Source organism: Sphingopyxis sp. PAMC25046, from assembly GCF_004795895.1.
In the GTDB taxonomy this organism is placed as follows: Bacteria; Pseudomonadota; Alphaproteobacteria; order Sphingomonadales; family Sphingomonadaceae; genus Sphingopyxis.
In genome coordinates this window covers 2,039,602-2,062,866 of the sequence record NZ_CP039250.1, presented here as the reverse complement: position 1 = coordinate 2,062,866, position 23,265 = coordinate 2,039,602, and the positions used below count along the sequence as shown (strand labels likewise).

23 protein-coding genes are annotated in these 23,265 nt (G+C 62.8%); 20 read left to right on the top strand and 3 right to left on the bottom strand.

Features of this window, described 5'->3' with window-relative positions; translation table 11 throughout:
- The first annotated feature begins 24 nt into the window (after positions 1–24).
- Genes E5675_RS09680 through E5675_RS09670 form a run of 3 tightly spaced genes read left to right on the top strand, consistent with a single transcriptional unit; the run spans position 25 to position 6,165 of the window.
- Positions 25–1,191 carry a DUF6361 family protein gene (locus E5675_RS09680; protein ID WP_136174329.1) on the top strand — a complete coding sequence of 389 codons (1,167 nt, stop codon included), beginning with the start codon at positions 25–27 and terminating at the stop codon, positions 1,189–1,191.
- Entirely contained in the window at positions 1,181–3,043 is a 1,863-nt protein-coding gene (locus E5675_RS09675) for a phospholipase D family protein (protein ID WP_136174328.1), read from the top strand. The genes E5675_RS09680 and E5675_RS09675 overlap by 11 nt, the downstream gene beginning before the upstream one ends.
- Positions 3,040–6,165 (top strand): helicase-related protein, encoded by a 3,126-nt coding sequence (locus tag E5675_RS09670; RefSeq protein ID WP_136174327.1) that lies wholly within the window; start codon positions 3,040–3,042, stop codon positions 6,163–6,165. The genes E5675_RS09675 and E5675_RS09670 overlap by 4 nt, the downstream gene beginning before the upstream one ends.
- Here E5675_RS09670 and E5675_RS09665 read toward each other — a convergent pair.
- Genes E5675_RS09665 through E5675_RS09655 form a run of 3 tightly spaced genes read right to left on the bottom strand, consistent with a single transcriptional unit; the run spans position 6,147 to position 7,651 of the window.
- The gene (locus tag E5675_RS09665; RefSeq protein WP_136174326.1) at positions 6,147–6,839 is read right to left on the bottom strand and encodes a HEPN domain-containing protein; all 693 of its coding nucleotides are present in this window, start codon (positions 6,837–6,839) and stop codon (positions 6,147–6,149) included. The genes E5675_RS09670 and E5675_RS09665 overlap by 19 nt on opposite strands.
- Positions 6,840–6,876: 37 nt before the next feature.
- Entirely contained in the window at positions 6,877–7,140 is a 264-nt protein-coding gene (locus tag E5675_RS09660) for an AlpA family transcriptional regulator (RefSeq protein WP_136174325.1), read from the bottom strand.
- 49 nt (positions 7,141–7,189) lie between these two features.
- On the bottom strand, positions 7,190–7,651 hold the full coding sequence (locus tag E5675_RS09655; protein ID WP_054529585.1) for a transcriptional regulator: 462 nt from the start codon (positions 7,649–7,651) through the stop codon (positions 7,190–7,192).
- Positions 7,652–7,999: 348 nt separating this feature from the next.
- Here E5675_RS09655 and E5675_RS09650 point away from each other — a divergent pair, with 348 nt between their 5' ends.
- From E5675_RS09650 to E5675_RS09570, 17 genes are read left to right on the top strand one after another with little or no spacing between them, the layout of a single operon-like run.
- Positions 8,000–8,344 carry a TrbC/VirB2 family protein gene (locus E5675_RS09650; RefSeq protein WP_127692048.1) on the top strand — a complete coding sequence of 115 codons (345 nt, stop codon included), beginning with the start codon at positions 8,000–8,002 and terminating at the stop codon, positions 8,342–8,344.
- Between the two features lie 26 nt (positions 8,345–8,370).
- The gene (gene traL, locus E5675_RS09645) at positions 8,371–8,658 is read left to right on the top strand and encodes a type IV conjugative transfer system protein TraL (protein WP_007011018.1); all 288 of its coding nucleotides are present in this window, start codon (positions 8,371–8,373) and stop codon (positions 8,656–8,658) included.
- A 12-nt stretch (positions 8,659–8,670) separates the two neighbouring features.
- Positions 8,671–9,243: a type IV conjugative transfer system protein TraE gene (locus E5675_RS09640; protein WP_136174324.1), complete on the top strand. Its 573-nt coding sequence runs from the start codon at positions 8,671–8,673 to the stop codon at positions 9,241–9,243.
- Positions 9,243–10,001, top strand: a complete 759-nt coding sequence (locus E5675_RS09635) for a type-F conjugative transfer system secretin TraK (RefSeq protein WP_136174323.1) — start codon at positions 9,243–9,245, stop codon at positions 9,999–10,001. The genes E5675_RS09640 and E5675_RS09635 overlap by 1 nt, the downstream gene beginning before the upstream one ends.
- Positions 9,994–11,328 carry a TrbI/VirB10 family protein gene (locus tag E5675_RS09630; RefSeq protein ID WP_136174322.1) on the top strand — a complete coding sequence of 445 codons (1,335 nt, stop codon included), beginning with the start codon at positions 9,994–9,996 and terminating at the stop codon, positions 11,326–11,328. Before E5675_RS09635 ends, E5675_RS09630 begins: the two co-directional genes overlap by 8 nt.
- Positions 11,325–12,215 carry a DsbC family protein gene (locus E5675_RS09625; RefSeq protein WP_136174321.1) on the top strand — a complete coding sequence of 297 codons (891 nt, stop codon included), beginning with the start codon at positions 11,325–11,327 and terminating at the stop codon, positions 12,213–12,215. The genes E5675_RS09630 and E5675_RS09625 overlap by 4 nt, the downstream gene beginning before the upstream one ends.
- A gap of 5 nt (positions 12,216–12,220) precedes the next feature.
- Entirely contained in the window at positions 12,221–12,964 is a 744-nt protein-coding gene (locus E5675_RS09620) for a conjugal transfer protein TraV (RefSeq protein ID WP_136174320.1), read from the top strand.
- On the top strand, positions 12,964–15,510 hold the full coding sequence (gene traC / locus E5675_RS09615; RefSeq protein ID WP_136174319.1) for a type IV secretion system protein TraC: 2,547 nt from the start codon (positions 12,964–12,966) through the stop codon (positions 15,508–15,510). Before E5675_RS09620 ends, traC begins: the two co-directional genes overlap by 1 nt.
- A gap of 32 nt (positions 15,511–15,542) precedes the next feature.
- The gene (locus tag E5675_RS09610; RefSeq protein ID WP_136174318.1) at positions 15,543–15,938 is read left to right on the top strand and encodes a hypothetical protein; all 396 of its coding nucleotides are present in this window, start codon (positions 15,543–15,545) and stop codon (positions 15,936–15,938) included.
- Positions 15,935–16,342 (top strand): TrbI F-type domain-containing protein, encoded by a 408-nt coding sequence (locus E5675_RS09605; RefSeq protein ID WP_136174317.1) that lies wholly within the window; start codon positions 15,935–15,937, stop codon positions 16,340–16,342. Before E5675_RS09610 ends, E5675_RS09605 begins: the two co-directional genes overlap by 4 nt.
- Positions 16,329–16,853: a S26 family signal peptidase gene (locus E5675_RS09600; protein ID WP_136174316.1), complete on the top strand. Its 525-nt coding sequence runs from the start codon at positions 16,329–16,331 to the stop codon at positions 16,851–16,853. Before E5675_RS09605 ends, E5675_RS09600 begins: the two co-directional genes overlap by 14 nt.
- Before the next feature lie 41 nt (positions 16,854–16,894).
- Positions 16,895–17,494 (top strand): type-F conjugative transfer system protein TraW, encoded by a 600-nt coding sequence (traW, locus tag E5675_RS09595; RefSeq protein WP_247594875.1) that lies wholly within the window; start codon positions 16,895–16,897, stop codon positions 17,492–17,494.
- The gene (gene traU / locus E5675_RS09590; RefSeq protein ID WP_136174314.1) at positions 17,491–18,519 is read left to right on the top strand and encodes a conjugal transfer pilus assembly protein TraU; all 1,029 of its coding nucleotides are present in this window, start codon (positions 17,491–17,493) and stop codon (positions 18,517–18,519) included. Before traW ends, traU begins: the two co-directional genes overlap by 4 nt.
- A 50-nt stretch (positions 18,520–18,569) precedes the next feature.
- Complete coding sequence (gene trbC, locus E5675_RS09585; RefSeq protein ID WP_247594854.1) at positions 18,570–19,280, top strand: type-F conjugative transfer system pilin assembly protein TrbC; 711 nt, start codon at positions 18,570–18,572, stop codon at positions 19,278–19,280.
- On the top strand, positions 19,277–20,998 hold the full coding sequence (locus E5675_RS09580; RefSeq protein WP_136174312.1) for a conjugal transfer protein TraN: 1,722 nt from the start codon (positions 19,277–19,279) through the stop codon (positions 20,996–20,998). Before trbC ends, E5675_RS09580 begins: the two co-directional genes overlap by 4 nt.
- Positions 20,979–21,815, top strand: coding sequence for a conjugal transfer protein TraF (locus E5675_RS09575; RefSeq protein ID WP_136174311.1), 837 nt, complete (start codon positions 20,979–20,981; stop codon positions 21,813–21,815). The genes E5675_RS09580 and E5675_RS09575 overlap by 20 nt, the downstream gene beginning before the upstream one ends.
- Position 21,816: 1 nt before the next feature.
- The gene (locus E5675_RS09570; protein ID WP_136174310.1) at positions 21,817–23,241 is read left to right on the top strand and encodes a conjugal transfer protein TraH; all 1,425 of its coding nucleotides are present in this window, start codon (positions 21,817–21,819) and stop codon (positions 23,239–23,241) included.
- Positions 23,242–23,265 lie beyond the last annotated feature (24 nt).

The window sequence follows — 23,265 nt, the reverse complement described above, 5'->3', positions numbered from 1 at the left end:
CAAGTACGTATCGAAGAAGCACTTATGTCCTATCTCGCCTGGATTGATTTTGACCCTGAAGAACGTCGCCGCGCACAAACACTAATCGACCTGTTCAAACAGCCCGAAGCGCGCGACGAGCTCGGCCTCGGCAGTGTGCGTGACGGACTGGCCGATCTTCTCTTTCCAGGAACCAGCACGATTCAGACGCGGCTGCGCTACATGCTTTTTATTCCGTGGATCTATTTGGAAGCGCAGGGTCGCAAGGCCACGCAGGCGGAACGCACGGTTATTGCTCGCGATCTGGAATTCCAGTTGAGCGAAGCCCTGCTGCGCGGCGGAGAGACGATCGGAGTGATCGGACGAGACGCGGGGCGGAACCTGAAGCGCCTCGCATCAAGCGTTTATTGGGCGGGTCTGAACACGCTAGGCATCCGCGCGCTGCCGGGCAGCCATTCGACCTTCCTGTCCTATGGCCCCGAAAGCCTGAAGGACCACGATCTGAAACTTTGGTCGTCCAACCTTCCGAAGCCCCCCGCAGATCTCCTGGACCAAGCGTCTTTCGCCCTGGCCGATGGTGAGGCTGATTTCCTGCGAGACCGCATCGAAAGCCATGCGGGCTCAAGCTTGCTGAACGAGCTGGCTCGCAAGGGCAAATCCTTCGCGGATGACTGGCCGTGGCAAATCAGCGAAGACGCCATTTCAGACGCCAATCGCGCGGTCCTTCGGCATGCCGAACGATTTTCCGGCGTTATGTACGGAGCCAGCCTTCTCTATAACCTCCTGCTGGCCATTCGTGCTGCAGACCTGCCAAACGCCAAGAAACATGCCGACGCGGACACATTGGCGGCGGACTATCGCTCGCGCATCGAAGTTTGGAGGTCGGAGCTCGATCACCTGGCGTTGAACGACTGGGATCTCGACGACCTCTTCGGCCTGATTGGCAGAACCAGCCACAACCTCACCAAGTCATCGCGGGATTTCATCCGGAGATGGGCAACAGTCGCCCAGGATGGCACTGGTCCCTTTGAGGCTGATCACCAAGCGATAGAACTGCTCAAGCAGCGAGAGCATGGGCTGAAACGGATGAAGGCAAGGCTTCTTCACGATGCGCCGCTTGAACGCTGGTCAGGGGCCTCGGGGGACGCGCGGCTCGATTTCAGGTGGGGCATCGCCAGCCGCTATCTCGGAGAGCTTGCCGATGCCGGTTGACCCCGCCTTCGACCCTGAAAATCGCGAACTCTATACCTCGCTCATGCGCTCGCCCGACGGGTATAGGTTCGACCACGCCATAGCCACCACCTATTCGCTCGATTTCGAGACCGCCCTCGCGATCCCGATCGCCATTGTATTTCGCGACGCGGAGAATCGCGACGAGATGCTGCGCAGCCCCTTGGCTCTGCTGCAAAGCGTCGAACGGATGGCGGGCCGGATGGCCATTTACTGCGATCGAGGCCGCATCAAGGAGGCGCGCCCGAATGCAGCGCGTCTGATGGCCCTCTATGAGAAAACCATCACCGAAGTTGCGGCGCCGGGAGGCGGAGCGTTTCATCCTAAATTGTGGTGCATTCGCTTCCAACCGGAACGCAAGGGCATGCCCATCCGCATGCGGCTGGCGATTCTTTCGCGTAACCTGACCAATGATCGATGCTGGGATTTGGCGCTTTGCCTCGATGGCACGGTCGCCGACGATATTTGCGAGGGCAATGAGCCCGTCGTCGGCCTGTTACGCGCACTTCCGGGACTGGCAAATGCGGCCAATCGGCCGACGGCGCCAAAGTTCCTCCCTTCGCTTCTGCGCGATCTCGCCTGCTGCTGGTGGGACGATCTTCCCGCCGGCGCAACCAAGATCCGTTTCGCCGTCAACGGCCTCGAAGGGGGAGCGTGGGCGCCGCAAAAGGGGGAGCGCCTCGCTATCCTGTCTCCCTTTGTAAGCGGGAACGCGCTCAAGCAACTGGCTTCGGGTTACGATGATCCCGCATCTTGCCAACTCATCGCGCGGGCCGATGAACTCGACTGCGTCAAGCCGGCCATTCGCAGTCTGTTTGAGATCCAAACCCTCGATGACCGTGCCACCGAATACGAGGAAGAAGACCGCGAGGAGGCCTGTTCAGCCGATCTCGAGGGTCTTCACGCCAAGGCCTATGTCGTCGAGCGCGGCTCACGCCTGCACGTCCATCTTGGGTCCGCCAATGCGACGACGGCTGCGCTGGTGCCGACCCACGGAGGCCGGACGCAGAACGTAGAGATTATGGCCACGCTCGATGGCCCAAAATCCCGGATGGGAACCATTGAGGATGCGGTATTCTCGGAAGGATTTCGCCGCCTCCTGGCTCCTTATACGCCATCCGAGCCGCCCGAGCAGGACGCTGCGGCGGCAGCCGAAAAGGCGCTGGAGAAACTGCGCATCAAAATCGCGGCGATCGCGCTTGACCTTCATTGCACCCAATTGACGGATACCATTGCGCTCGAAGTCGAGATCGCAGGCAAAGCCCCATCCCTCGATCTACCGGACGGCGTGAGCTGTTTCATGCGCGCAATCACCGTTGCGAACGAACGGGGATACGATGCTGCGGCGTTGCTCTCAAAAGCACAGCCTCGAATGACGCTTGGTTCGGTGCCATTGAGCGAGGTCACCCGCTGGTTGGGAATCCGCCTTCGCGACGAGCAGACTGGCGTGGAAGTCGCCTTCACCCTTGGTGCGCGGCTTGTAGGGGTCCCTGATGGGCGCGACGCCGCCGTGCTGCGGGCGCACATTGCGAATGTCGAGAATTTCTTTCGATATTTGAGCTTGCTCCTCGGAAGTCTGGGCGAAGGGAGTTTCCTCGAGAGCGAGGCCGCCGGCGAAGGGCAATGGCTGCGCCGGCTCGGTCAGGGCGGAACATCGCTTCTCGAACCGATGGTCCGTGCTCTAAGTCTCGATGGCGGCGAGCTCGCCGAGATCGATCAGCTCATCAAGCGCCTCGAAGATCCGGATGGCGGCGCGAACATAGTGCCGCCAGAGTTTCTCGCGCTTTGGGCAAGTTTTGCGCCGCTTCTGGCCACCAAGGGAGCGCGGCAGTGACCTATCGGGCGAACGACCATCTGGCACTCCTGAAGCCCTTCCAGCGCGCCACGGTCGACTATGTCTTCCAGCGCCTGTTCACGGATGCGTCGCCCACGCGTCAGTTCCTTGTTGCCGACGAAGTCGGCTTGGGAAAGACCATGGTTGCGCGCGGCGTCATCGCCAAGACTATCGAACAACTGACGGGGAAGGTTGACCGCATAGACGTGGTTTACATCTGCTCGAACCAAGCGATAGCCGAGCAGAATATCAAGTCACTCAATGTTATCGGATCAGCAACAAAACCGCTGAACACCCGCCTCACGCTCCTGCCGCTTGAGATCGAGCAGGAAGGAGGGATCGCGTCCAGGCCCATAAATCTTATCAGCCTGACACCGGGAACGGCGCTCGATCTCAAGTCATCGTTGGGCACGGCAAAAGAGCGAGCTCTCATCTATGAAATGCTGAGAAAAAGGCTCGGCATCCGGCATGGTGGCGTGCAGCGCATTTTTCGCGGCGGAGTTACGCCTGAGAACTGGCCCGGCTGGACAGACTGGATGCGCAGCCAGTCGATTTCGAAGGAGATTTCCGAGAAATTCAACGACGCTGTCGGGGATGACTTCATCCAGCGCATTCGCGCGGCATCGGAGCTGGCGCGAAACAAGAAAAGTCCTCACTACCCACCCGACCAGCGCCCGGCGTCGATAATCGGGGAACTTCGCAGCATCCTGGCACGGATATGCGTCGACGCGCTTACTCCGGATCTCATCATCCTGGACGAGTTCCAGCGGTTTGCCGAATTGCTGCATGAGCACGATGAGAGTCTTGCGCCCGAAAAAGCGGCGGCTGCGGAACTTGCCCGGGCGCTGTTTTCCTACTCCGGCCCGGACGGTTCGTCGGCACGCCTGCTGTTGCTGTCCGCTACGCCGTACCGGATGCTCACCTTGAGCAGCGACGATCCGGAAGAAGGCGATCACTACAGCGATTTTCTTCGAACCATGCGCTTCCTCTTCGGCGAGGTGGACGGCGAGGCGCGTGTCAGGGAACTCGAGAATGAGCTCTCGCAATTCCGGCGTGCGTTGCAGGCAATGCCTGCGTCAAAATCAGCCGCGCGTACCCAGCGGGACCGCGTGCATCACATCCTCAGACAGGTCATTGCCCGGACGGAGCGCGTAGACTCCACCGCGGACCGCAATTCGCTTGTGAGGGAGTTGAAGCCCCCGCTGACGATTGAAACGGACGATCTAATGGAGGCGAAAGCGGTCTCGCAGGTGGCCGAACTCGTCAGTGCGCCCGGTATCGTCGAGTATTGGAAGTCGTCGCCGTACCTTCTCAATTTCATGCGTGGCTACAAGCTGCGGGAGCGCCTGCAGGCAGTCAAATTGCGGCCGGCCAAGGAGCTGCGCACCGCCATTAGAGCCGCCGCGCCATACTTCATCGACAAAGCACAGGTCGAAGACTTCGCAGAGATTCCACTTCGCAACGGACGAATGCGCGCGCTCGCCGACACTGCATTCCAACACGGCCTCGATCGAGCGCTGTGGATTCCTCCTTCTCGTCCTTCGTTCGGAGAGCCTGTCCCGGCGACCAAGACGCTGGTCTTCTCGGACTGGTCGATGGTCCCAGACGCGATTGCGGCGCTTCTCTCGCATGAGGCAAGCCGGCGCATGAAGATGTCACCCGATCTGGTAGGGCGCACAAGCCGCCCAATCGGCGTCGAAGAAATGATGCCGATGTTGTGTCCATCTCCCACCCTTGCTGCTTGGGTGGATCCCTTGCAGCTAGAACAGCGGCATGGACGAGCGGGCACTTATGCTGAACTGCTTGTCCAGGTTCGTCAGGCTCTTGGGGAACGCCTCGATCCGGCGTGTCTTACCCGACTGGCCGAGCGATCCGACCGCCTGATGCCCCTTACAGTCGAGGCCGAACTGGGCTTGGGTGTGGACTGGGGCCGCGTCGGTGCCATCGAGCACGATGCGCATGACGAACATGGCGCGATGGCACGGACAATCGAAGCGATTAGGCAGGCATTGGATTCCGACGATCATCACGGCGACCCCGATCCAAGAGACATACTCGACAAGCTGGCGGAATTTGCGCTTGGCTCGCCTGCGACCTGCGCGCTCCGCGCCCTCGCTCGCCTTTGCCCGGAGTTGCAGATTGATGATCCGGCGCTTGTTGGCGCGGCGATCGTGGTCGCTCTCGGATTTCGCAGCCTGTACAACCAACCAGAAAGCCGCGCTCTACTGGAGGAAGCCTCGCCCCTGAACTATTGGCGCCAGGTCAACGCACACTCGGCGCAGCACGATCTTGCCGCAGTGCTGGATGAATATCTCCATCTCGTCCTGGAAAGTGAACGCGCCGAGCAAGTCGATGCGCCCGAACGAGCTCGGCTCATCGCCATGAAGGTGGTCGAGGTTGTCGCACTGCGGCCGGCTCAGATTACGCTCGATCACTGGACGGCCGGCCGCGCGCGTTTGCAGGAGCAGACATTCGAAATCCGTGCGCGGTTCGCCATGCGCTTCGCGACCAAAGCCGAAGAGGAAAAGGGTGTGCGCCGAACCACTCTTGTCCAGTCTGCTTTCAAATCGCCATTTCGCCCATTCGTGTTGGCATCTACGTCAATCGGACAAGAGGGCCTCGATTTTCATCCATATTGCGCGCGGATCGTCCACTGGAACCTTCCTCGCAATCCGGTCGAGATCGAACAGCGCGAAGGCCGTGTCCATCGATTCAAGAATCATGCGGTACGCCGCAATATCGCGGCAGATTTTGGCAATTGCGCTTCGGCGCTTGTTGGCACCGAGGCACCATGGACCGCCATGTTCAAAGCGGCGCAGGATCAACAAACGGCCGATGGGCATCCCGGCGATATTGTGCCCTACTGGATATATCCTGGCGAGGCGAAGATCGAGCGCATGGTGCTCATGCCTCCCTTCAGCCGAGAGCACGAACGCTACGAGAACCTGAAGAAGTCGCTGGCGAGCTATCGACTGGCATTCGGGCAACCGCGGCAGGACGAGCTGGTCGAACTCTTCTCAGGGATGAGCGAAGATGTCGTGAGCGAGCTGGCCGAGTTCCAGATTTCGCTCAGACCAGGAATTTGCCTGAATGCCCAATCAGATCACTCCACGACGGGATAGTTTGGCATCGGCCATTCATGGTCTGGATTATCCATCATCAGATCGACAAAGATCGGCAGCAGGCAACCCAGCAGCGACACCCCGTCCCTCAACTGGTCGCGGTTGACATCGCTGTTCCAAGTCGCGCCGCCGTGCACCAGCTGATTTCGCAAGACGTAGAGCCGATCGAACAGGATCGACAGTATCCTGACGGTGTCGTGCTCGCGCAATGCATGATTGATAGCGGTCCGGCTACGCTCGAGCTTGTGCTCCCAGTCGTCGTAACCTGACACACCATTCTGATGCTGCCAGAAGGGGTGGTAGACATATGGATTGTCCAGAAGGAGGCGGATTTCCTGACTGAACCGCTGCCAGACCGCGTCGTAGACGCGGTGACGCCCATCGAACTTTACGAGCGTCGAGAAAAACGATTGGAAGAGTCCACGTTCACCTTCCGGCGCTGAGCTGCTGGCCGAAGCTTCTACGTCACCGGCGTAGGCCGCGTTGAACCCGACCCACAGTAGGATGAAGCGAACGTCTTGGTCTTCCTGTTCTGCTTCAGCCCGACGAAGCCAGGAAAGCGCACGATGAACGCGAAGGGTCAACGGCGTTGAAAAACCGTCGCGAAGCGCACGTTGCTTCTCTTTCAGGGCTTCAGGATGGAGAGGATTGCCCGTCGGGTATCGATAAACCATGCGCGCAACTTAGCGCGATGATTTGTTTCGGGATAGTTTATGGAGCGTCTCTATGTGGCTTGTCCGCAATTGATCTGATCCACGCGTCGATTTCCGCCTCTATCCACACCGCGCATTTGGGGCCGAGCGAACGGGATTTCGGGAAACGGCCTTCGCTCATCCGCTGATAGATAGCCGAACGACGTAAGCCGACGCGGTCGATGACTTCAGGCAGTCGCAAAAGCCGTGCCGGCGGAGGGACTTGCGGTAAAGTGTGGTCTGCGTCGGCGCCGCTCTCGGTAAGCTGGGGATGTGCATTCATGATCGTTCCAGTCGGGTCAATTTCTCGGTCCCCTCCGAGGTGAATTGGATCAGCGCGGCAGCGCCATCGAAATGTCGCGGTTGGCAAAATCATCAATGTGCTTGGCAAGCATGCGGGCGACGAGCTGCGAAGTGCCGTTCGCCCACCGGGGTCGCAAATCTTCGACGCGTCGCCCAAGCGTCCGTTCAAGCTGGCCTGGCAGGGCCGTAAAGAAGTCCTCAAGAAACTCTCCCATTTCGCTGCGCATCCATTCGCAGGCGAGATCCTCCTGACCAGCCAAGGCGAGGATCATGCTCGCGCGGGGAAAAGCGCCGCACACGTCAAGAACGCGCGCGGCTTCATCAAGGCCGATCGGCCGATCGCCGCGCATCACACGGAGCAGGGTCTCGCGGTGGATCCCGACTTCCCGAGCGATCTGGTGCTTGGGCTTGTCAGACGACTCGATTGCATGGGCAAGAATGTGCGCGAGGCTGGTGTTGGCTTCGCCTCGGAATGGCGCGGGCTGGTGCATCGACAAAAACTCCAACGATGAGGAACTGAGTCGTAGCCATATCGCGCGTGATCCATGTAGGAAAATAAAAAGAACATTTATGGAACATCTCGTTTCTAGGCGAATCAGTCCCTAGGCCCGAGCCGCCGACAATCTCCGCCACTCTTGTGGGGATTCGTCGACGTTGATCACCACATAAACCGCTGTTTCTGCGCATTATCACCGACGCCGTCCAATCGATGCGTCCATATCCGTCCGCCACTTCAGCTACACCGACATTCCGACTTTCCTACACCAATTTCCTAGATGCATGTAGAACACACAGCGAACGAAAGAACGCTGGGTTCACCCCTCCAGATGGAGCTCCATATGCAGTCTCTCACCCTCTCCCGGCGTTCCGGCGCCATTGATCAGAACCCCTCGAAGTTCGGGCGGGCCATGACCTTTGCAGTACCGCTTGCCGTCGCAGCACTGGCCGCCAGCGCCGCCTATGCTGGCGCCGACACGACATTCACCCCTGCCCTGACGAAATTCACCGATTTCCTCGAAGGCTCGGGCGGCAAGATCATCACGGTCCTCAGCCTTGCAGGCGGCCTCATCGGTCTCGCCTCGGGCCGGTTCTCGCTCGGACAGGTCGCTGTTCCGGTCGGTGTCGGCATCGGCGTTGGCACGGGTGTTCCGATCGTCACCTCGGTCGTCACTGCGGTCATCTGACGCATCGGACGGGAAGGCGCGTCGCCATGGCAGACCCATATATCATCCCGCGTCGGCTCGACGATCCGGAGCTCATCGGCTTCTGGACCATCGACGAGTTCGCCGGGATGCTCATCCCCTTCACCTGGGGGATCCTCAGCCAGCATATCTTTGTCGGCATTATCGTTGCCTTCGGCGCCTGGTTCGCGCTGCGAAAGGCAAAAGCAGGACGCGCCAGCTCCTGGGTAGCCCATGCCGCCTATTGGTATCTGCCGGCCGGATTGCTGGGCCTGAAATCGACGCCGCCTTCCCACTGCCGCCTGCTTGCCGGTTGAGGGGAAATATCCATGTTTGCCGACATTTCACACGAGCGTCAGCAGTCGCTGCTGCGCCAGCGCAACCTCTTTGCGCTCACCAGCGCCGGACTTAGCATTGCGCTCGTCGTAGCGGTCAGCCTTGCTGCCACCCGCGACCGCGAAGTCGTCCTCCTTCCAACGCTCCCCAAGCAGCTCACTGTCAGCAGCGCGGGGGTCGAGGCCGACTATCTCGAACTCGTGACCCGCGATGCCGCACTCGTTCTCCTCAATCGCAGCCCCGAGGGTCTCGACTACTGGATGGACGAGATCCTGAAGCTCGCCGAACCGGCAAGCTACGGGCGCCTCAAGGCCGATCTCGTCCGGATTGTCGAAGAGCAGCGGGGTTCGGATGTCACCCAGGCCTTCGTCATCCGGTCGATGACCGTCGATCCCAAGGGGCTGACGTCCGATGTGACGGGCACGCTCAAGACCTTTGTCGGCGCCCAGGTCATCGCGAGCGACGAACGCCATTTCCGCTTCAACTGGACCTACCGGGGCCTGCGTCTCGCGCTGTCAGGCTTCAGCCAGTTGCCACCCAAAGACCCAACGAAGGAGGCCCAGTAATGGCTTACCGACGCAAGACGCGCGCGTGGAGCCTGGCTCTTTGCGCCAGTACCATCCTCGCATTTTCAGGGAGCGGCGCGCAAGCCGCCGATCAGTTCAAACAGGCTGCAGACGGAGCGAGCATCGAATGCGCCGTGTCGGCCCGCGAGCTGACGCGCTTCGCGCTGGTCGATGACCAGTTTGCCAGCGTCTCGAAGATCTCGACCGGCACGCCCTACAACGATTTTGCGGTCACCAACGAACCGCTTCGCGGCGACATTTATGTGTCGGTGCCCGAGACCTATGCGGCGCGGTCGATCAGCTTCTTCGCCACGACCAAGAAGGGCTTCGTCTACAAGGTTTCCTGCCAGGTCGAGCCTGTCCCGGCAGTGCAGGTCTTCATCACCAACCCGGCGATCGCGACAAACAAGGCGTCTGGCTGGGAAAGCGAAACGCCGCTGGAAACCAGCGCGGTGCGGCTGATCCAGGCCATGGCCAATGACCGGACGGTCGATGGCTTCGAAGTGAGGCAATCCTCAGCCCTTCCGGCACGGGTCGGCGATCTCGAAATCCAGCTCATCGCCGATTACCGCGGCAGCGCGCTCGCCGGAAAGGTCATCCGCCTGGCGAACCGTGGCCGCAAGCCGCTGACGCTTGCCGAAGCGGATCTCGCGTCCTCCCAGACACTCGCAATCTCGATCGCCCAGCCCACTCTCAAATCGGGAGAAAGCACGGTCGCCTTCATCGTCGGTTCGAACGGAGGGTTGGGTCATGACTGATGCTCCCTCGACATCAACGCCGATACAGGCCGATCCGGCATCGCCGTCGCCAGTAACCAGTCTCAACGCGAAGACCGCGCGGCGGCAGAAGCTTCTGCTTGGTTCCCTGGGCGCACTCGCGCTTGTCGGCGGCAGCTGGTTCATCCTGGGCGGCGACGACAGCACTAAGAGCGATGATCCGACCGCCGCGCAGACCATCGACACGGCAGGGCTCATCAATCGCGACCTTTCGCAGCGCGAGTTCGTCGCGACCTACGGCAACCGTCTCGATGCCGTGACCCGCGAGCAGAAGGCCATGAAGGACGCGAGCCTCCCGCGCGAGGAAATCGAATCCCAGCTGGCTGCGCTCAAGGCGGAAAACCAGGCCATGCGGGTCGACGGCCAGGCCGCGATCGATGCAATCTCTGCTGAGAACGCGGATCTCAAGTCGCGCCTCGCCAGCCAGGCCGCCCCGGCAACCGCAAGCCTGCCGCCACCGGCCTATGGCCCGCAGGCGGGTGGCTATGATGAGCGCGGTCGACCGGTTCAGCCTGCCCCTGCGGGTGCTGCGCTGGGCGCGAGCGAAACCGGCCTGCCCGGTCCCGGCGAAGTCAAACTCATGAGCTTCACTTCCGACAAGGCAGGAGCCAGCGGCCTCCGGGCGGCTCGCCCGGAAGCGCCGCCGGTCGTGGTCGAGGATTCGCCGGACTATTTGCCGCCCAATTCGTATGCTGCTGCCAAGGTCATCGTCGGCGTCGATGCGTCGGCGGGGGTCGCGAGCCAGACCGATCCGCTTCCCGTGGTGCTGCGCATTACCGGTCCGGCGCGATCGGTCATGCAGAACGGCAAGGTTCTGACCACGCGGCTTCAGGGCTGCATCGTAAATGGCGCAGCGCGCGGCGATCTCTCGTCCGAGAAGGTTTACGTGAAGCTGGCGCGGATGACCTGCGACCAGCCCGGCGGGCGCGTCGCGGTGAGCGAGGTCAAAGGCTTCATCAGCTTTGCTGGAAAATCAGGCGTGCGTGGCCGTGTCGTCAGCCGCGAGGGCAGCCTTGTCAGCCAGGCTCTGCTTGCCGGGATTGTCGGCGGGTTCGGGCGCGGCTTTTCGGCGAACGCCAACAGCGTCTTCTCCGGCGTCACGACCAATGCCGATGGCACCCGCTCGAAGCTCTCTGCCGGCGACATCCTCGGCGGTGGGCTCGGCCAGGGCGCTGCGGATGCCGCCGATACGGTCAGCAAATATCTGATCGAGCGCGCCGAACAATACCAACCCGTCGTCGAGATGCCGACCGGCATCGATGTCGAGATCGTCTTCCTCGACGGCGTCTACGTGAGGAACTCCCAATGACCCCCGCCACAAACGATCCAACCCCCACCAAGCCGCGGCGCTGGCTGCGACCGGTGGCGACCGTTGCTGCCGTCGTCGCCCTGTCAGCCGCAACGGGTTGGGGAGTGGCCAGCCTCGCTTCCCCGGCCCAGGCTCCCGACACGGCAAAAGTGCGCGACGCGCTCAAGCTGCGCCTCCCGAAGACGCCGATCGACGCCATCACCTGCGATGGCCTTGGCGGCCTGTGCGAAGTCGCCTCGAAATCGACGCTGTTCTACGTCGATCGCGCGGCGAGGTATCTGGTGATCGGGCGCATCTACGACATGGAGGCGCGGCAAGACCTGACGGCAGCCCGTCTCCTCGCACTCAACCCAGACTTGCTGGCTGCTGGTGCTGCACGGCGGAGCAATGCCGGCGAAGAAAGCCAGCCCGCCCCGCGCGCCACCCTGCAGAAGGTATCGCTCGCCGGCCTGCCCGCGAACGGCGCGATCACCTGGGGACCGGTGAACGGCCCCAAGGTCGTCGTCTTCTCCGATTTCCACTGCGGGTACTGCAAGAAGCTCGAAGCCGAACTGAAGGCGATCGGTGCGCGCGTTGAGGAGCGGCCCATTTCGATCTTCGGGGTCGACAGCCGCCGCGATGCCGAACGGGTGCTGTGCTCGCCGCGCCCCGAGGTCTCCCTCCACATGGCCTATTCGGGCCTCGCCCTCGCCAATCCGAAGCCGTGTGACACGAGCGGGCTCGATGCCAACGAGGCCTTTGCCAAGGCCCATGGCTTCAACGGAACGCCGGTGATCGTGCGCCCGTCCGACGGCGCGATCCTTGAAGGGTATCGCCCGGCTTCCGTGCTCCGCGAATTCCTCAAGCCCGCAAAAGCGGCCGCCATCGCTCCGGCCGAGAAAGGATAGTCGTCATGGGATTTTCCCACCGTATTCTCGCATCTGCCTGCCTTGTCGTGCTGACCAGCGGCTGCGCCACCTTCGGCACCAATATCGAAGGCGATTTCACCTGCCGTGCCCCCAAGGGCGATTGCGCACCCAGCCAGGTGATCGATGCCCGCGCGACCAGGGGCTTGTCCGCGACCGGACCGGTCCATGACGGCCTGCGTCCTCCTGTCCCCGTGGCATCCGGCGATCAGGGCCGCACCTCCGAGCGTACGCTCAGGATCGTCTTTCCGGCGCACATCGATGAAACCGGGACGCTGCACGACGATGCGGTCGCCTGGGCGGTGGTCGAAAATCCGCGCTGGGCCGCAGAACTGCGCCGCAAGGCAGGCGAGGATACCGCCCCGCCGCTGATGCGGCAGCTCAGGCGCCAGTTGAAGGCCGCACAGGCCAAGAGCGATCTCCTGGAGGAAACCACCACCCTTCCTGCGGCCGAACAGCCCGAAGCCGAGACGTTCGATCTCGGACAGCCCTTTCAGCCTTCGTCCTCGATCGAGGACATCCCCTCTGCCTCGCCGCTGGTCCTCCCCTCCACGGCGCGCGAGGCGGTTGCCGGTGCGAGCGCACCGGCGGTCGAGGGGTTCGACATGGCGCAGCCCCCGCATGATCGAACCCCTCGGCCCTCTGCCGACAAGGCCCCGCTGATCTACCCGACCATCGAGGCGATTGAGGCCGCCAAGAACGCCGCCAAGGCACAGAAGGAGCCCAAGTGATGGCCGAGAAACTCAAGACGATAGTCGACAGGCTCCTTACCGGGCTTCTGGGCGATGCCGAGCACGCCGAGCATGACCGGCCTGCCCTGATGCTCGACCTGCTGTCGGACTGGCTCCCGTACCGGGTCTATGATCCGGCGAGCCGGCTCTATTTCAACGCGCGCTCGAAAGGCTTTGTGCTTTCGGTAACCCCTCTGATCGGGGCCGACGAACGAACCGGCGAGATCCTCGGATCGTTCTTCTCCGAGGGGCTTCCGGCAGGCGCCTGCCTCCAGGTCCTGCATCTCGCATCTCCGCGCATCAGCCGGATCGTCGCACCCTGGTTTGCACCGCGCTACGTCCAGGGCGGCGTCTACGAGGCGATTGCCCGTCACCGCGCGCGTCGGCTCTATGGCCTTGTCTGGGAATCGGGCTCGCAGGACGCACCATTCCACGCCCGGCACCATCAGGTCATCGTTTCGGTCGGCGTGCCTGCGGCCAAGGCGGTCAGCAACGAGGATCTCAAGCAGACCCGCGACGGCCTTATTGCGATGCTGAAATCGCTCAACCTGGGCGTCGCCGAAGTCGAGCCGCAGCAACTGATCGCGATCATCGACGACCTGACCTCGCCGACCACCGCGCCGCAAGACGATGCAGTACCCTACAATCCTAACGACGCGATCGCGGCCCAGGCGATCCGGCACGATATCGAGCTCGTCATCCACGAAGACCGGATGCGGCTCGTCACCGAGCGGTTTCGTGCGACGGGCAAGATCGAGGACGGCGTTCCCGAGATCGGCACAGTCTACCCCGATGCGTTCGACGTGCGGCATTTTTCCTCGCGCAACATGCCCCAGCGTTGGGCGCCGTGGGAATGCGCGCGGCTCATCGGCGACATGTTTACCGACAAGCTGCGCTTCCCCTGCCCGGCGGCGACGATGCTGTGCCTCGTCTATCCCGACCAGGAAGCCGCTTCGGCCAAGGCCGGCTTCAAGTTCATGCGCACGACGAGCCTTGCCGGCACGCGCAGCGCGCGTTTTCTGCCCCGCATCGGCGAGCAGGCAGCCGAGTGGCAGCACGTGCAATCCGAGCTGCAGGAAGGCCGCCGTTTGGTGCGGGTCTTCTATGGTCTGACGACCTACTCCCCGCTCGGCCGCGGAGACCGCGACGAACGCGCGATCAAGTCGATCTACAAGGCGGCGGGCTGGGATCTTGCCGATGAGCGATACCTGCAGATCCAGGGGCTGCTAGCGGCCATGCCGATGACGCTGGCCGATGGGCTTGGCGCGGACATGGAGCGCCTCAAGCGCTTCAAGACTGTGCTGTCGACGACAGCGGCCAATATCGCTCCCATGCAGGGCGAGTATCTCGGCAGCGTCTATCCGCACCTGCTGTTCGTGGGCCGGCGTGGCCAGCCCTTCTTCTGGTCGCCGTTCGAGAACGATGCTGGCAACCACAATGTCGCGATCTGCGGCAAGTCGGGATCGGGCAAGTCAGTGCTGCTCCAGGAAATGTGCGCCGCGCTTCGCGGGGCTGGCGCGCAGGTCGTGGTCATCGACGACGGACGCAGCTTCGAGCATTCGGTGAAGCTGCAAGGCGGCCGGTTCGTCGAGTTCACGATGAAGGCGGGCTTCTGCCTCAATCCGTTCTCTATGATCGATGGCGAGCGCGCGGCCGAAGACGAGGATTACCGGCTCGACTGCTTCGGCATGGTCAAGGCGATCGTCGGCCAGATGGCGCGGCACAGCGCAAAGCTCAACGACACCGAGCGCGGCCTGATCGATCGAGCGGTCAACATGGTCTGGAGCGAACGGGGCGTCGATGCCTCGATCACCGGCGTCGGCGAAGCACTGGCGGGGCTCGGCAATGAAGCCGCGAGCGATCTCGCCACCGCGCTCGCACCTTATATGGCCGGCGGCACTTATGGCGCCTTCTTTGAAGGCCAAGCGAGCCTCGATCTCGACACCGACTTTACCGTCTTCGAGATGTCGGACCTTGCCACCCGCGAGGAACTGCGCAGCGTCGTACTCTCGGCGATCATGTTCATGACCAGCCAGGCCATGACCCGCAGCCCGCGCTCGGTGAGGAAGCTGCTGCTGATCGACGAGGCGTGGTCGATGCTCAAGGGCGGCTCGATGGGCGAGTTCGTCGAAACCTATGCCCGCACCTGCCGCAAATATGGCGGGGCGCTGGCAACCGCGACGCAGTCACTCAACGACTATTACAAGTCTGATGGGGCGACCGCTGCGCTGGAAAACAGCGACTGGATGCTGATCCTCCAGCAGAAGCCCGAGACGATCGCCGATTTCAAGGCGTCAAAACGCCTCGACATGGACGACCGCACCGAGACCCTGATCCGCAGCTTGAAGCGTTCGGGCAGCGACTATTCGGAAGTCTTCATCAAAGGCCCGGAAACCGAAGCCATCGGCCGGCTCGTGCTCGACGACTATTCGGCGACGCTGTTCTCAAGCTCGCCCCAGACCTTTGCCGCCATCGATGCCGAAATCGCGCGCGGCCATCAGCTTGCAGACGCGATCGAACGGATCGCCTTTGCCAATCGAACCTGACTTCTCCCTCCATCCAAGGACACCCCAAACCGATGCCACTCCATCTCGTCACGCCGATCGACCGGGCCCAGGACGCCCTTGCCGACAGCGACAGACTCGATCTGCCGGTCAAGGGCTGGCGGTCTCATGCCGCCGACCTTTGCTACATCGTGCTTCGCGGCAGCACCTTCCTCGCCTCGAGCTACCTCATGGCGCTCGGGCTCCCGCTGCTCTTCTTCCTTCTGATTTCCGGCGGAGATGCCGGGGTCTTCTTCGCCCATCTCGCCAATATTTCGGACCGCTTTCTCGGCGCCGAGCAAGGCCGCCAGATCGGCTTCCTCGACGAGTTCAAGTTCGTCCTCATCGGTGTCGCAACGCTCGTCGTGGTCTGGCGCCTGCCGCGCTTCATCAACGATCTCGAGCGCGAGCTTTCGGGAGAAAAGCTGTGAAGAACATATTGGCAACACAGTCCCTGCGCGGCCGCATGGGTGCCGTGAACTGGACCGCCGTCGTGCTCGGTTTGAGCATGGGCGGCTCGGCGCTCTGGGGCGTCTGGGCTACCGACAAGCTGCTCGCGCTCGACCAGCGCGAAGTGGTGACCGTGCAGCTGAGCCGCATCATGGGCGACTTCATCGAAGCCGAGGCGCGCGCAGGCCGACCGCCAGAAGAAACCAAGATGCGCGTCCAGGCCTATCTCCAGGCGGTCGAGGCCTCGGTCGAACATCTGGGCCGCGAGGGCCGCACGGTCCTTGTCGCCGAAGCGGTGGTGGCCGGCAGCACGCCTGATCTCACCGAAGCCGTGCGCGCCGATGTCGCGCGCCGCGTGGGGGCGATTCCCGATGCGCGCCGCTGATCTTGTCCTCCACTCACCAACCGGGCGGCGCCTCGCGCTGTGGGCAGGGCTTGGCGCTGCAGCGCTCGCGCTCACCTCGCTCGCCGCCTTCTCGAAGGACCACGCGCTGATGATCAACGCCAGTCCGAGCCTGCCTTACTGGGCGATCTGGCTCGATCGCGGCGCGCTGCCAAAGCGCGGCGAGATCATCCTGTTCGATCCGCCCGCCTCGCCGCTGCTCGAAAGGCACTTCGGCAAGAAGCCCAAGCCGTTCGGCAAAAAGGTGAGCGGAATGCCCGGCGACATCGTGACCGAAAAGGAGCGCAGCTTCTTCGTCAATGGCCGCAAGGTTGCGGTAGCCAAGCGCGCAAGCCGTTTCGGCGAGCCGCTGGCGCTCGGACCGACAGGCGTGGTGCCTCAAGGCTGCTATTTCGTCACCACCGCGCACAAGGACGGTTTCGACAGCCGCTATGCGGCGATCGGGTGGATCTGCGCCAGGCGCATTCTCGGGGTCGGGAGGCCGATCCTGTGACACCGCTGCGCGCCGCCCCATTCCTCGTAGTTGCTCTTCTGATGGCCGCGCCGGCAAGCGCCCGCGACTACGGCCAGCAAGGCACGGTCTGGTCCGTGATCGAGCCTGACCTGCTCGAGCAAATCCATGCGCGTCTCACCCATCTCGAGAAGACCGGCGAGACGGCCAAGCTCAACGAGGAGCTGAAGCGGCGCACGATCGCCCGCGTCAACCGCCCTGAGCCGGTCGCGGGGATCAAAGCCGCGGCGGCGGCGCGTAGCTGGCGGTTTGATCCGACGATCAGCGTGGAGCGCGACATTGCCGACGACAAGGGCCGGGTGATCGTCGCCGCCGGAACTCGGGTTAATCCGCTCGACACCGTACCGCTGCGTGTGCCGCTGGTCTTCCTCGACGGGGATGACCCCGAGCAGCTTGCCTGGGCAACCCGGCGCTATGCCAGCACCAAGGCCAAACTCATCCTCGTACGCGGCGCGCCGCTTGAACTGATGAAGGCCCGCCAGCGCCGTTTTTATTTCGACCAGGGCGGCAGCCTCGTGAAGCATTTCGGCATCCGCGCCGTGCCCGCAACCGTCGAGCAGCAGGGCCGCGTGCTCATCATCACCGAGCAGCCGGTTCGATCCAAGGAGCGCGCATCGTCATGAGCAGAAAAAATCGTCTTCTCACATGGATATGCTGCGCGCTCCTTGCCTGCAGTCTCAGCCTTGCTGCGGCTTCGCCAGCGCAGGCATCTGCCGGTCCGGGCCGCTGCACGGGCAAGTTCGTCAATCCGATCACCGACATCTGCTGGTCGTGCCTGTTTCCGATCTCGGTTGGCGGTCTGAAGATCTGGCCGTCGAGCCGTCCCGACACGAGCAACCCGACGCTTCCCGTTTGCCTCTGCGGTTTGCGGCCGGGCATCGCCATGGGCTTCTGGGAGCCGGTACGCCTTGCCGACGTCAGCATGAAGCCCTGGTGCTTCGTCAATCTCGGCGGGATGAAACTCGATCCCGGCTTCGACATCGGGTTCAAGTCGATGGCGGGTCCTTCGGCGGTGGGCGGCGCGACGCAGTACAATTCGCAGTGGCATGTCCACTGGTATGCCTATCCGCTGATCTACTGGATGGAGATCGTTGCTGATTTCCTGTGCCTCGAGCAGGGCTCGGTCGACATTCTCTACATCACCGAGATCGATCCGCTCTGGCAGGACAGCGAACTCACCGCGATCATCAATCCCGAAGCGGTTCTGTTCGCCAATCCGCTCGCGCTTGCGGCCTGTGCGGCTGACTGCGTTGCTGCGACGGCCAAGCTCCCGACCGACGAACTCTTCTGGTGCGCGGGATGCCAGGGCAGCATGTATCCTTTAAACGGCAATGTCTCGGCGACGATCGGGCATGTCCAGGCATCGCGGCTCGCCCTCGCCCGCTTCTCCTACAAGCTCCACCGCGAACTTGTCGCCTGGGGCACGATGGGCAGCAAGGGGCTTTGCGGCAAGTATCTGATGCCAGTGATGAGGAAGCAGCAATACCGCTTCCAGGCCACCAATCCCAATCCGCAGACCAAGGGCCGCTACGCCTGCGCGCCCATTGGCGCCTCCACCACCTTCATGTCGGCAGGTCAGGTCTATCCCGCCATCGGCGAGGACATGGGTTATCTGGTCTGGCGCAAACGGAACTGCTGCGCGCTATGAAAATATTCCCTCATCTCCTTGTAATCGCGTCGATCACTGGCGCGGCCGCTATGGCGGGAGCCGCAGCGCAGACGAGCGAGCCGGAGCTCGATCTCGAAGCGATACGCGCCCGCGCCAAGGTCGAGGCGAGCGAAGCAGATGCGCTTGCCGCCAGTGCCCGCGCGCGCGCCGAAGCTATCCTTAGCCAAGCCAATGACAGCGCCGCCGAAGCCCAGGCACACGGCAAGCGCTACACCGAGCAGGCGGCAAGATCCGCGCGGCCAGAAAGCGAGGATGTCTTCAACTTCGACAAGATGGTGGCCGACGCGGGCACCATGGCCAGCGATGGTCTGGGTGAAGCACCCCGCTTCATCGCTTTTGCGTCGCTCTCGATGCCGCCGGCGGCCTTGCGCGCCATGGCGGACGACGTCGCCCGTGCAGGAGGTGTGGTCGTGCTTCGCGGGCTGCCAGGAGGCAGCGCCAAGACCCTGACCGCAGCGCTCGCGAAAGTCGCAGGGGACGGCGGCAAGCTCGACGCGGTCGGCATCGATCCGCGCCTGTTTCGCGCCTTCGGAATCGAGACGGTCCCCACCTATGTGGTGACCAGCAGCGATTTCGATCTCTGCGATGGCTTCGATTGCCGAACCCAGGTTCCGCCCCATGACCGGATGAGCGGCAATGTCAGCGTGTCCTACGCGCTCGAAACCTTCGCGCAAGGCGGCGGTCCCGGCGCCCTTCTCGCATCCCAGCATCTCGCCCGCCTGCAACGGAGTGACCCATGAAGCGGCTTCTCCTTCCCCTTCTATGCCTCGCCTGTGCCTGTCTGCCGACAAGCGTCTCGGCCCAAACCACGACCGATGCCGCCAAGGCGGACGGCAAGGCGTTCGGGCGCGACCAGGCGGCCGCAGCGCAGAGCGCGGCGACAACCGCCCCGGATGCAAACCGCATTCCCAATTTCGGGGGTGTGCCGAACCAGTCGGGCTATTTCGACGATCCCGACCGGATGGCGCGTGAAGCCGCGAGCCAGGCAACGGCGAACACTGGCTACCGGACCATGCGCGATTCCATGGATCGCCGCGCGCAGTTCGCGCCCCAGGACCTCGACGCGGTTGTCGCGCGCAGCAATGTCATCAGCGACGATCCGCTCTCCTACACGAGCGGCATGAGCATCAGCGGGAGCCAGGGCCGCTGCGTCCCCCTGCCTCCGGGAACCGGCACCGCAGCGCGCTACATGGCGACCTGCAACGTCGGCTACACCGCGACCCAGGAGACCAGATCCTGCCCGGTGACGCTGAATGCCACGATCGAGCAGCGGCAGGTCTATGGCTACTACTGCGTCGGCGGGAGTGGCGTCGATCCGGCATCGATCTACAATTGCAATCGCTACCCGGCGCTGCAGTGCACGGTCACGCAGTCCTATCCGATCAATCTGTGCGATCCCTATCTCGGTATCTACTGGGGCTGTAACTCGGGCGACCTGCGCGTCGATCTGGTGAGCTGCACCGCGCCGGTCGATGGCGCGACGCCCTACAGCGTGACCGGCGAGAATGTCGTCGCGACGAGCCGCGATGAAAGCCAGTGCGCGGGTCTTGCTGCAGACAATTCATGTCAGCAGGACACCGAGACCTGCACCGACAGCGATCCTGTCACCCGGATCGTCGACGGCATTGCGGTCACTCAGCCCTGCTGGGCGTGGTCGCGCAGCTATACCTGCGCCCAATTTACCGAAGCCCAGGACTGCCAGACGCTGGAAAGCACGCCCGGCTGCTCGCTGGTGCGCGAAGACTGCCTTTCGGGGGAGCCCTGCCGAACCTGGGAGCGGGTCTACGACTGCCCTGTCCCGGACCAGCCTGCTGATACCAGCCAGTTCATCTGCGACGGCGACGTCTATTGCATCGATGGCTCGTGCGAGACGATCGAGCGCGAGGCCAATGACGAGTTTAAGGACGCGGTTGTCGCGCTCAACGCGATGGACCAGGCACGGCGCGAGTTCGATCCCGACACGCTCACTTTGTTCAAGGGTACGCGCAACACCTGCTCGTCCAAGGTCTTCGGCGTGCTCAATTGCTGCAAGGGCAAGGGTTTCCCGCTCATTCCGGGTATCCAGCTGCTTGTCGCTCTCGGCTGCAGCCGCGAGGAAATGCTGCTTCACCAGCGTGATGTGCAGGGCCTGTGCGCCTATGTCGGGACCTATTGCTCGGACAGCTTCCTAGGCGTCTGCCTGACCAAGAAGAAGGTCTATTGCTGCTTTGAATCCAAGCTTTCGCGGATCCTGCAGGAACAGGGGCGCCAGCAGCTGAACAAGCCCTGGGGCAAGCCAAAGACCGAGCAGTGCCTTGGCTTTACCATCGACGAGTTTTCGCGGCTCGATCTCTCGAAGATGGATTTCAGCGAGGTCTATGCCGAATTCACCGATGCCGCGCGCCTGCCAGATGAGCTCCAGGCCGCCACCGAAATCCAGCAGAAAATCGAGGACTATTATGCCCGCGCCAGCCAGTAAGGCCGCCCGGCGGCTGCTTGCCGCCTGCCTCTCGCTCACCGCCGTTGCGCCTGCGCTCAGTGCTCCGGCACGCGGCCAGGAACCGCCCCTGGTCACGACGAGCGACAGCCAGGACAGCTTCTATTGCGGGGAGCGGCGCCTTGGGTACTGGTTCTATTGCGCCAGGCCCAGGCCGCCCGAAGGGCAGGAGGAGGCATCCGAGCCTGCTCCGAGTGCGACGAGCCAGCTCGATGCAATCACGGCAAACCTGCGCGAACTGAAAGCCAAGGCGATCCTCGAGCCGACGCCGGCCAATGTGGCGGCCTATATCCGCTTTCAGCGCGCCCAGCTCGACCGGGCATCGCTGTTCAGCGATGTCTGGCAGCGGGCGATCTGGCAGGATCCTGATCTCGACTACACGCTCCAGCGGCCAGTCTCGACGCTCGGCAAGCGCCAATGGCAGGACTCGCGCAATGCCGAGCGCAATGCGGTGATGGCGCAGCTGTCCGAACGCTACGGGCTGTTCTACTTCTTCGCCCAGAGCTGCGGCGCCTGCGAAGTCATGTCGCCGATCGTCCAGAGCGTTGCGTCGACCTGGCACATCACGGTGCGCGCGATTTCGACGGACGGCGGCCCCTCGCGCCATTTCCCGAATTACACAGTCGAGACCAATCAGCGCAGCCGCATGGGTCTCGAGCCCAAGGTCACGCCGGCGGTCGTGCTTTGGGACGCCGCCAAGGGCCAGCCCATCCCGATCGGCTACGGCGTGATGAGCGCCGACGAGCTTCAGGACCGCATTTACCTCCTCACATCGAAGGAAGCCGGACGTGACTACTAGGATGAAACGTGCCGTCGCCGCGATCCTCGCGGCCACCCTCCCCCTTTCCAGCGCATCGGCCGATGTCGGCAGTTCGATGGACTCGTTCCTCAACGACGTTGGCGGCGCCGCCAACGTTAACGGGCCGACCGCGTTCGAGGGTCAGTCAGCCGGCTACTACAGCCTCGGCAACGTCTGGACGCGCTTCCCGCAGAAGACGACCAACATCGCCAATCTGCAGCTGCCGCGCGCCCGTGCGGGCTGCGGCGGCATCGATATCTTCGCCGGATCCTTCAGCTTCATCAACGCGAGCGAGATCGTCGCGATGCTGAAGGCTGTCGCCAACAATGCTGTCGGCTTTGCTTTCAGCCTGGCGATCGACACGGTCTGCCCGGAATGCTCGAAGATCATGCAGGAGTTCAGCCAGAAGGCTCAGCTCATGAACAACCTTAACATTAACTCCTGCGAAATGGCGCAGGGGCTGGTGGGCGGCATCTGGCCCAAGGGCGACCTGGCCGACAAAGCGATCTGCGAGGCAATCGGCAATTCGGAAGGCATCTTCACCGACTATGCCGCCGCCAAGCACGGGTGCGGCACCAAGGGCCAGCGGTCGAGCACTACCGCACAGGGCTCGGGCAAATATGACGACGTCAATCCCGCCGTGGCGAGAAACTACACCTGGACGATCCTCAAGAAGTCCGCGTTCTTCTCGCCGAATGGTACCTTCGACGAAGAACTCGCCGAATATGCGATGACGCTGCTGGGCACGATCATCTACGTCCCGCCCAAGGATGACGAGCCGGGCAAGTTCGTGCCGATCGTCGGGGAAGCGTCCTCGACGCTTGTCACCTCACTGCTCGATGGGACGAGCAACGGAAACGTCCTGATCTTCGACTGTGACGAGCCGGACAAGTGCCTCGATCCAGGCTTCAAGTCGCTCAGCCTTCCCGCGTCCAAGGCGCTGCGGCCGCGGGTTGCAGCCCTGATTGCCGGTATGGTCCAGGCGATCCATGAGGATACCGCGATCACCGATGCACAGAAGGAGCTGCTCCAGGTCGCTTCGATCCCGCTCTACAAGATCCTGACGGTCCAGGCGGCCTATGGCCGCGGCATGCCAACCGACGATCGCGAGACACTGGCGGAAATCGCCAGCGTCGACCTGCTGTTCGCCGTCCTCGATCGCATCGTCAGCGAAGCTGGCCGCTCGATGTCGAGCTTCATCGGCGCGGACGAAGCCAAGATCGCGATGTGGCAGAGCCAGGTGAATGTCGTTCGGCAGGCACTCGCCGACAGGCAGGCCAACACGCATCTGAAGGTCAACGCCATCATGCAGATCATCGAGAAGACCGCGTTCATCGAGAACGTGCTCGCCGCCTCGATGTCGCCCGGCATGGCCGCCTCGCTCGACTGGTCGCGCGGTGTGCAGTCGCGCGCCCTTACCCACTGATCCCTTTCAGCGCGCCGAAAGCGG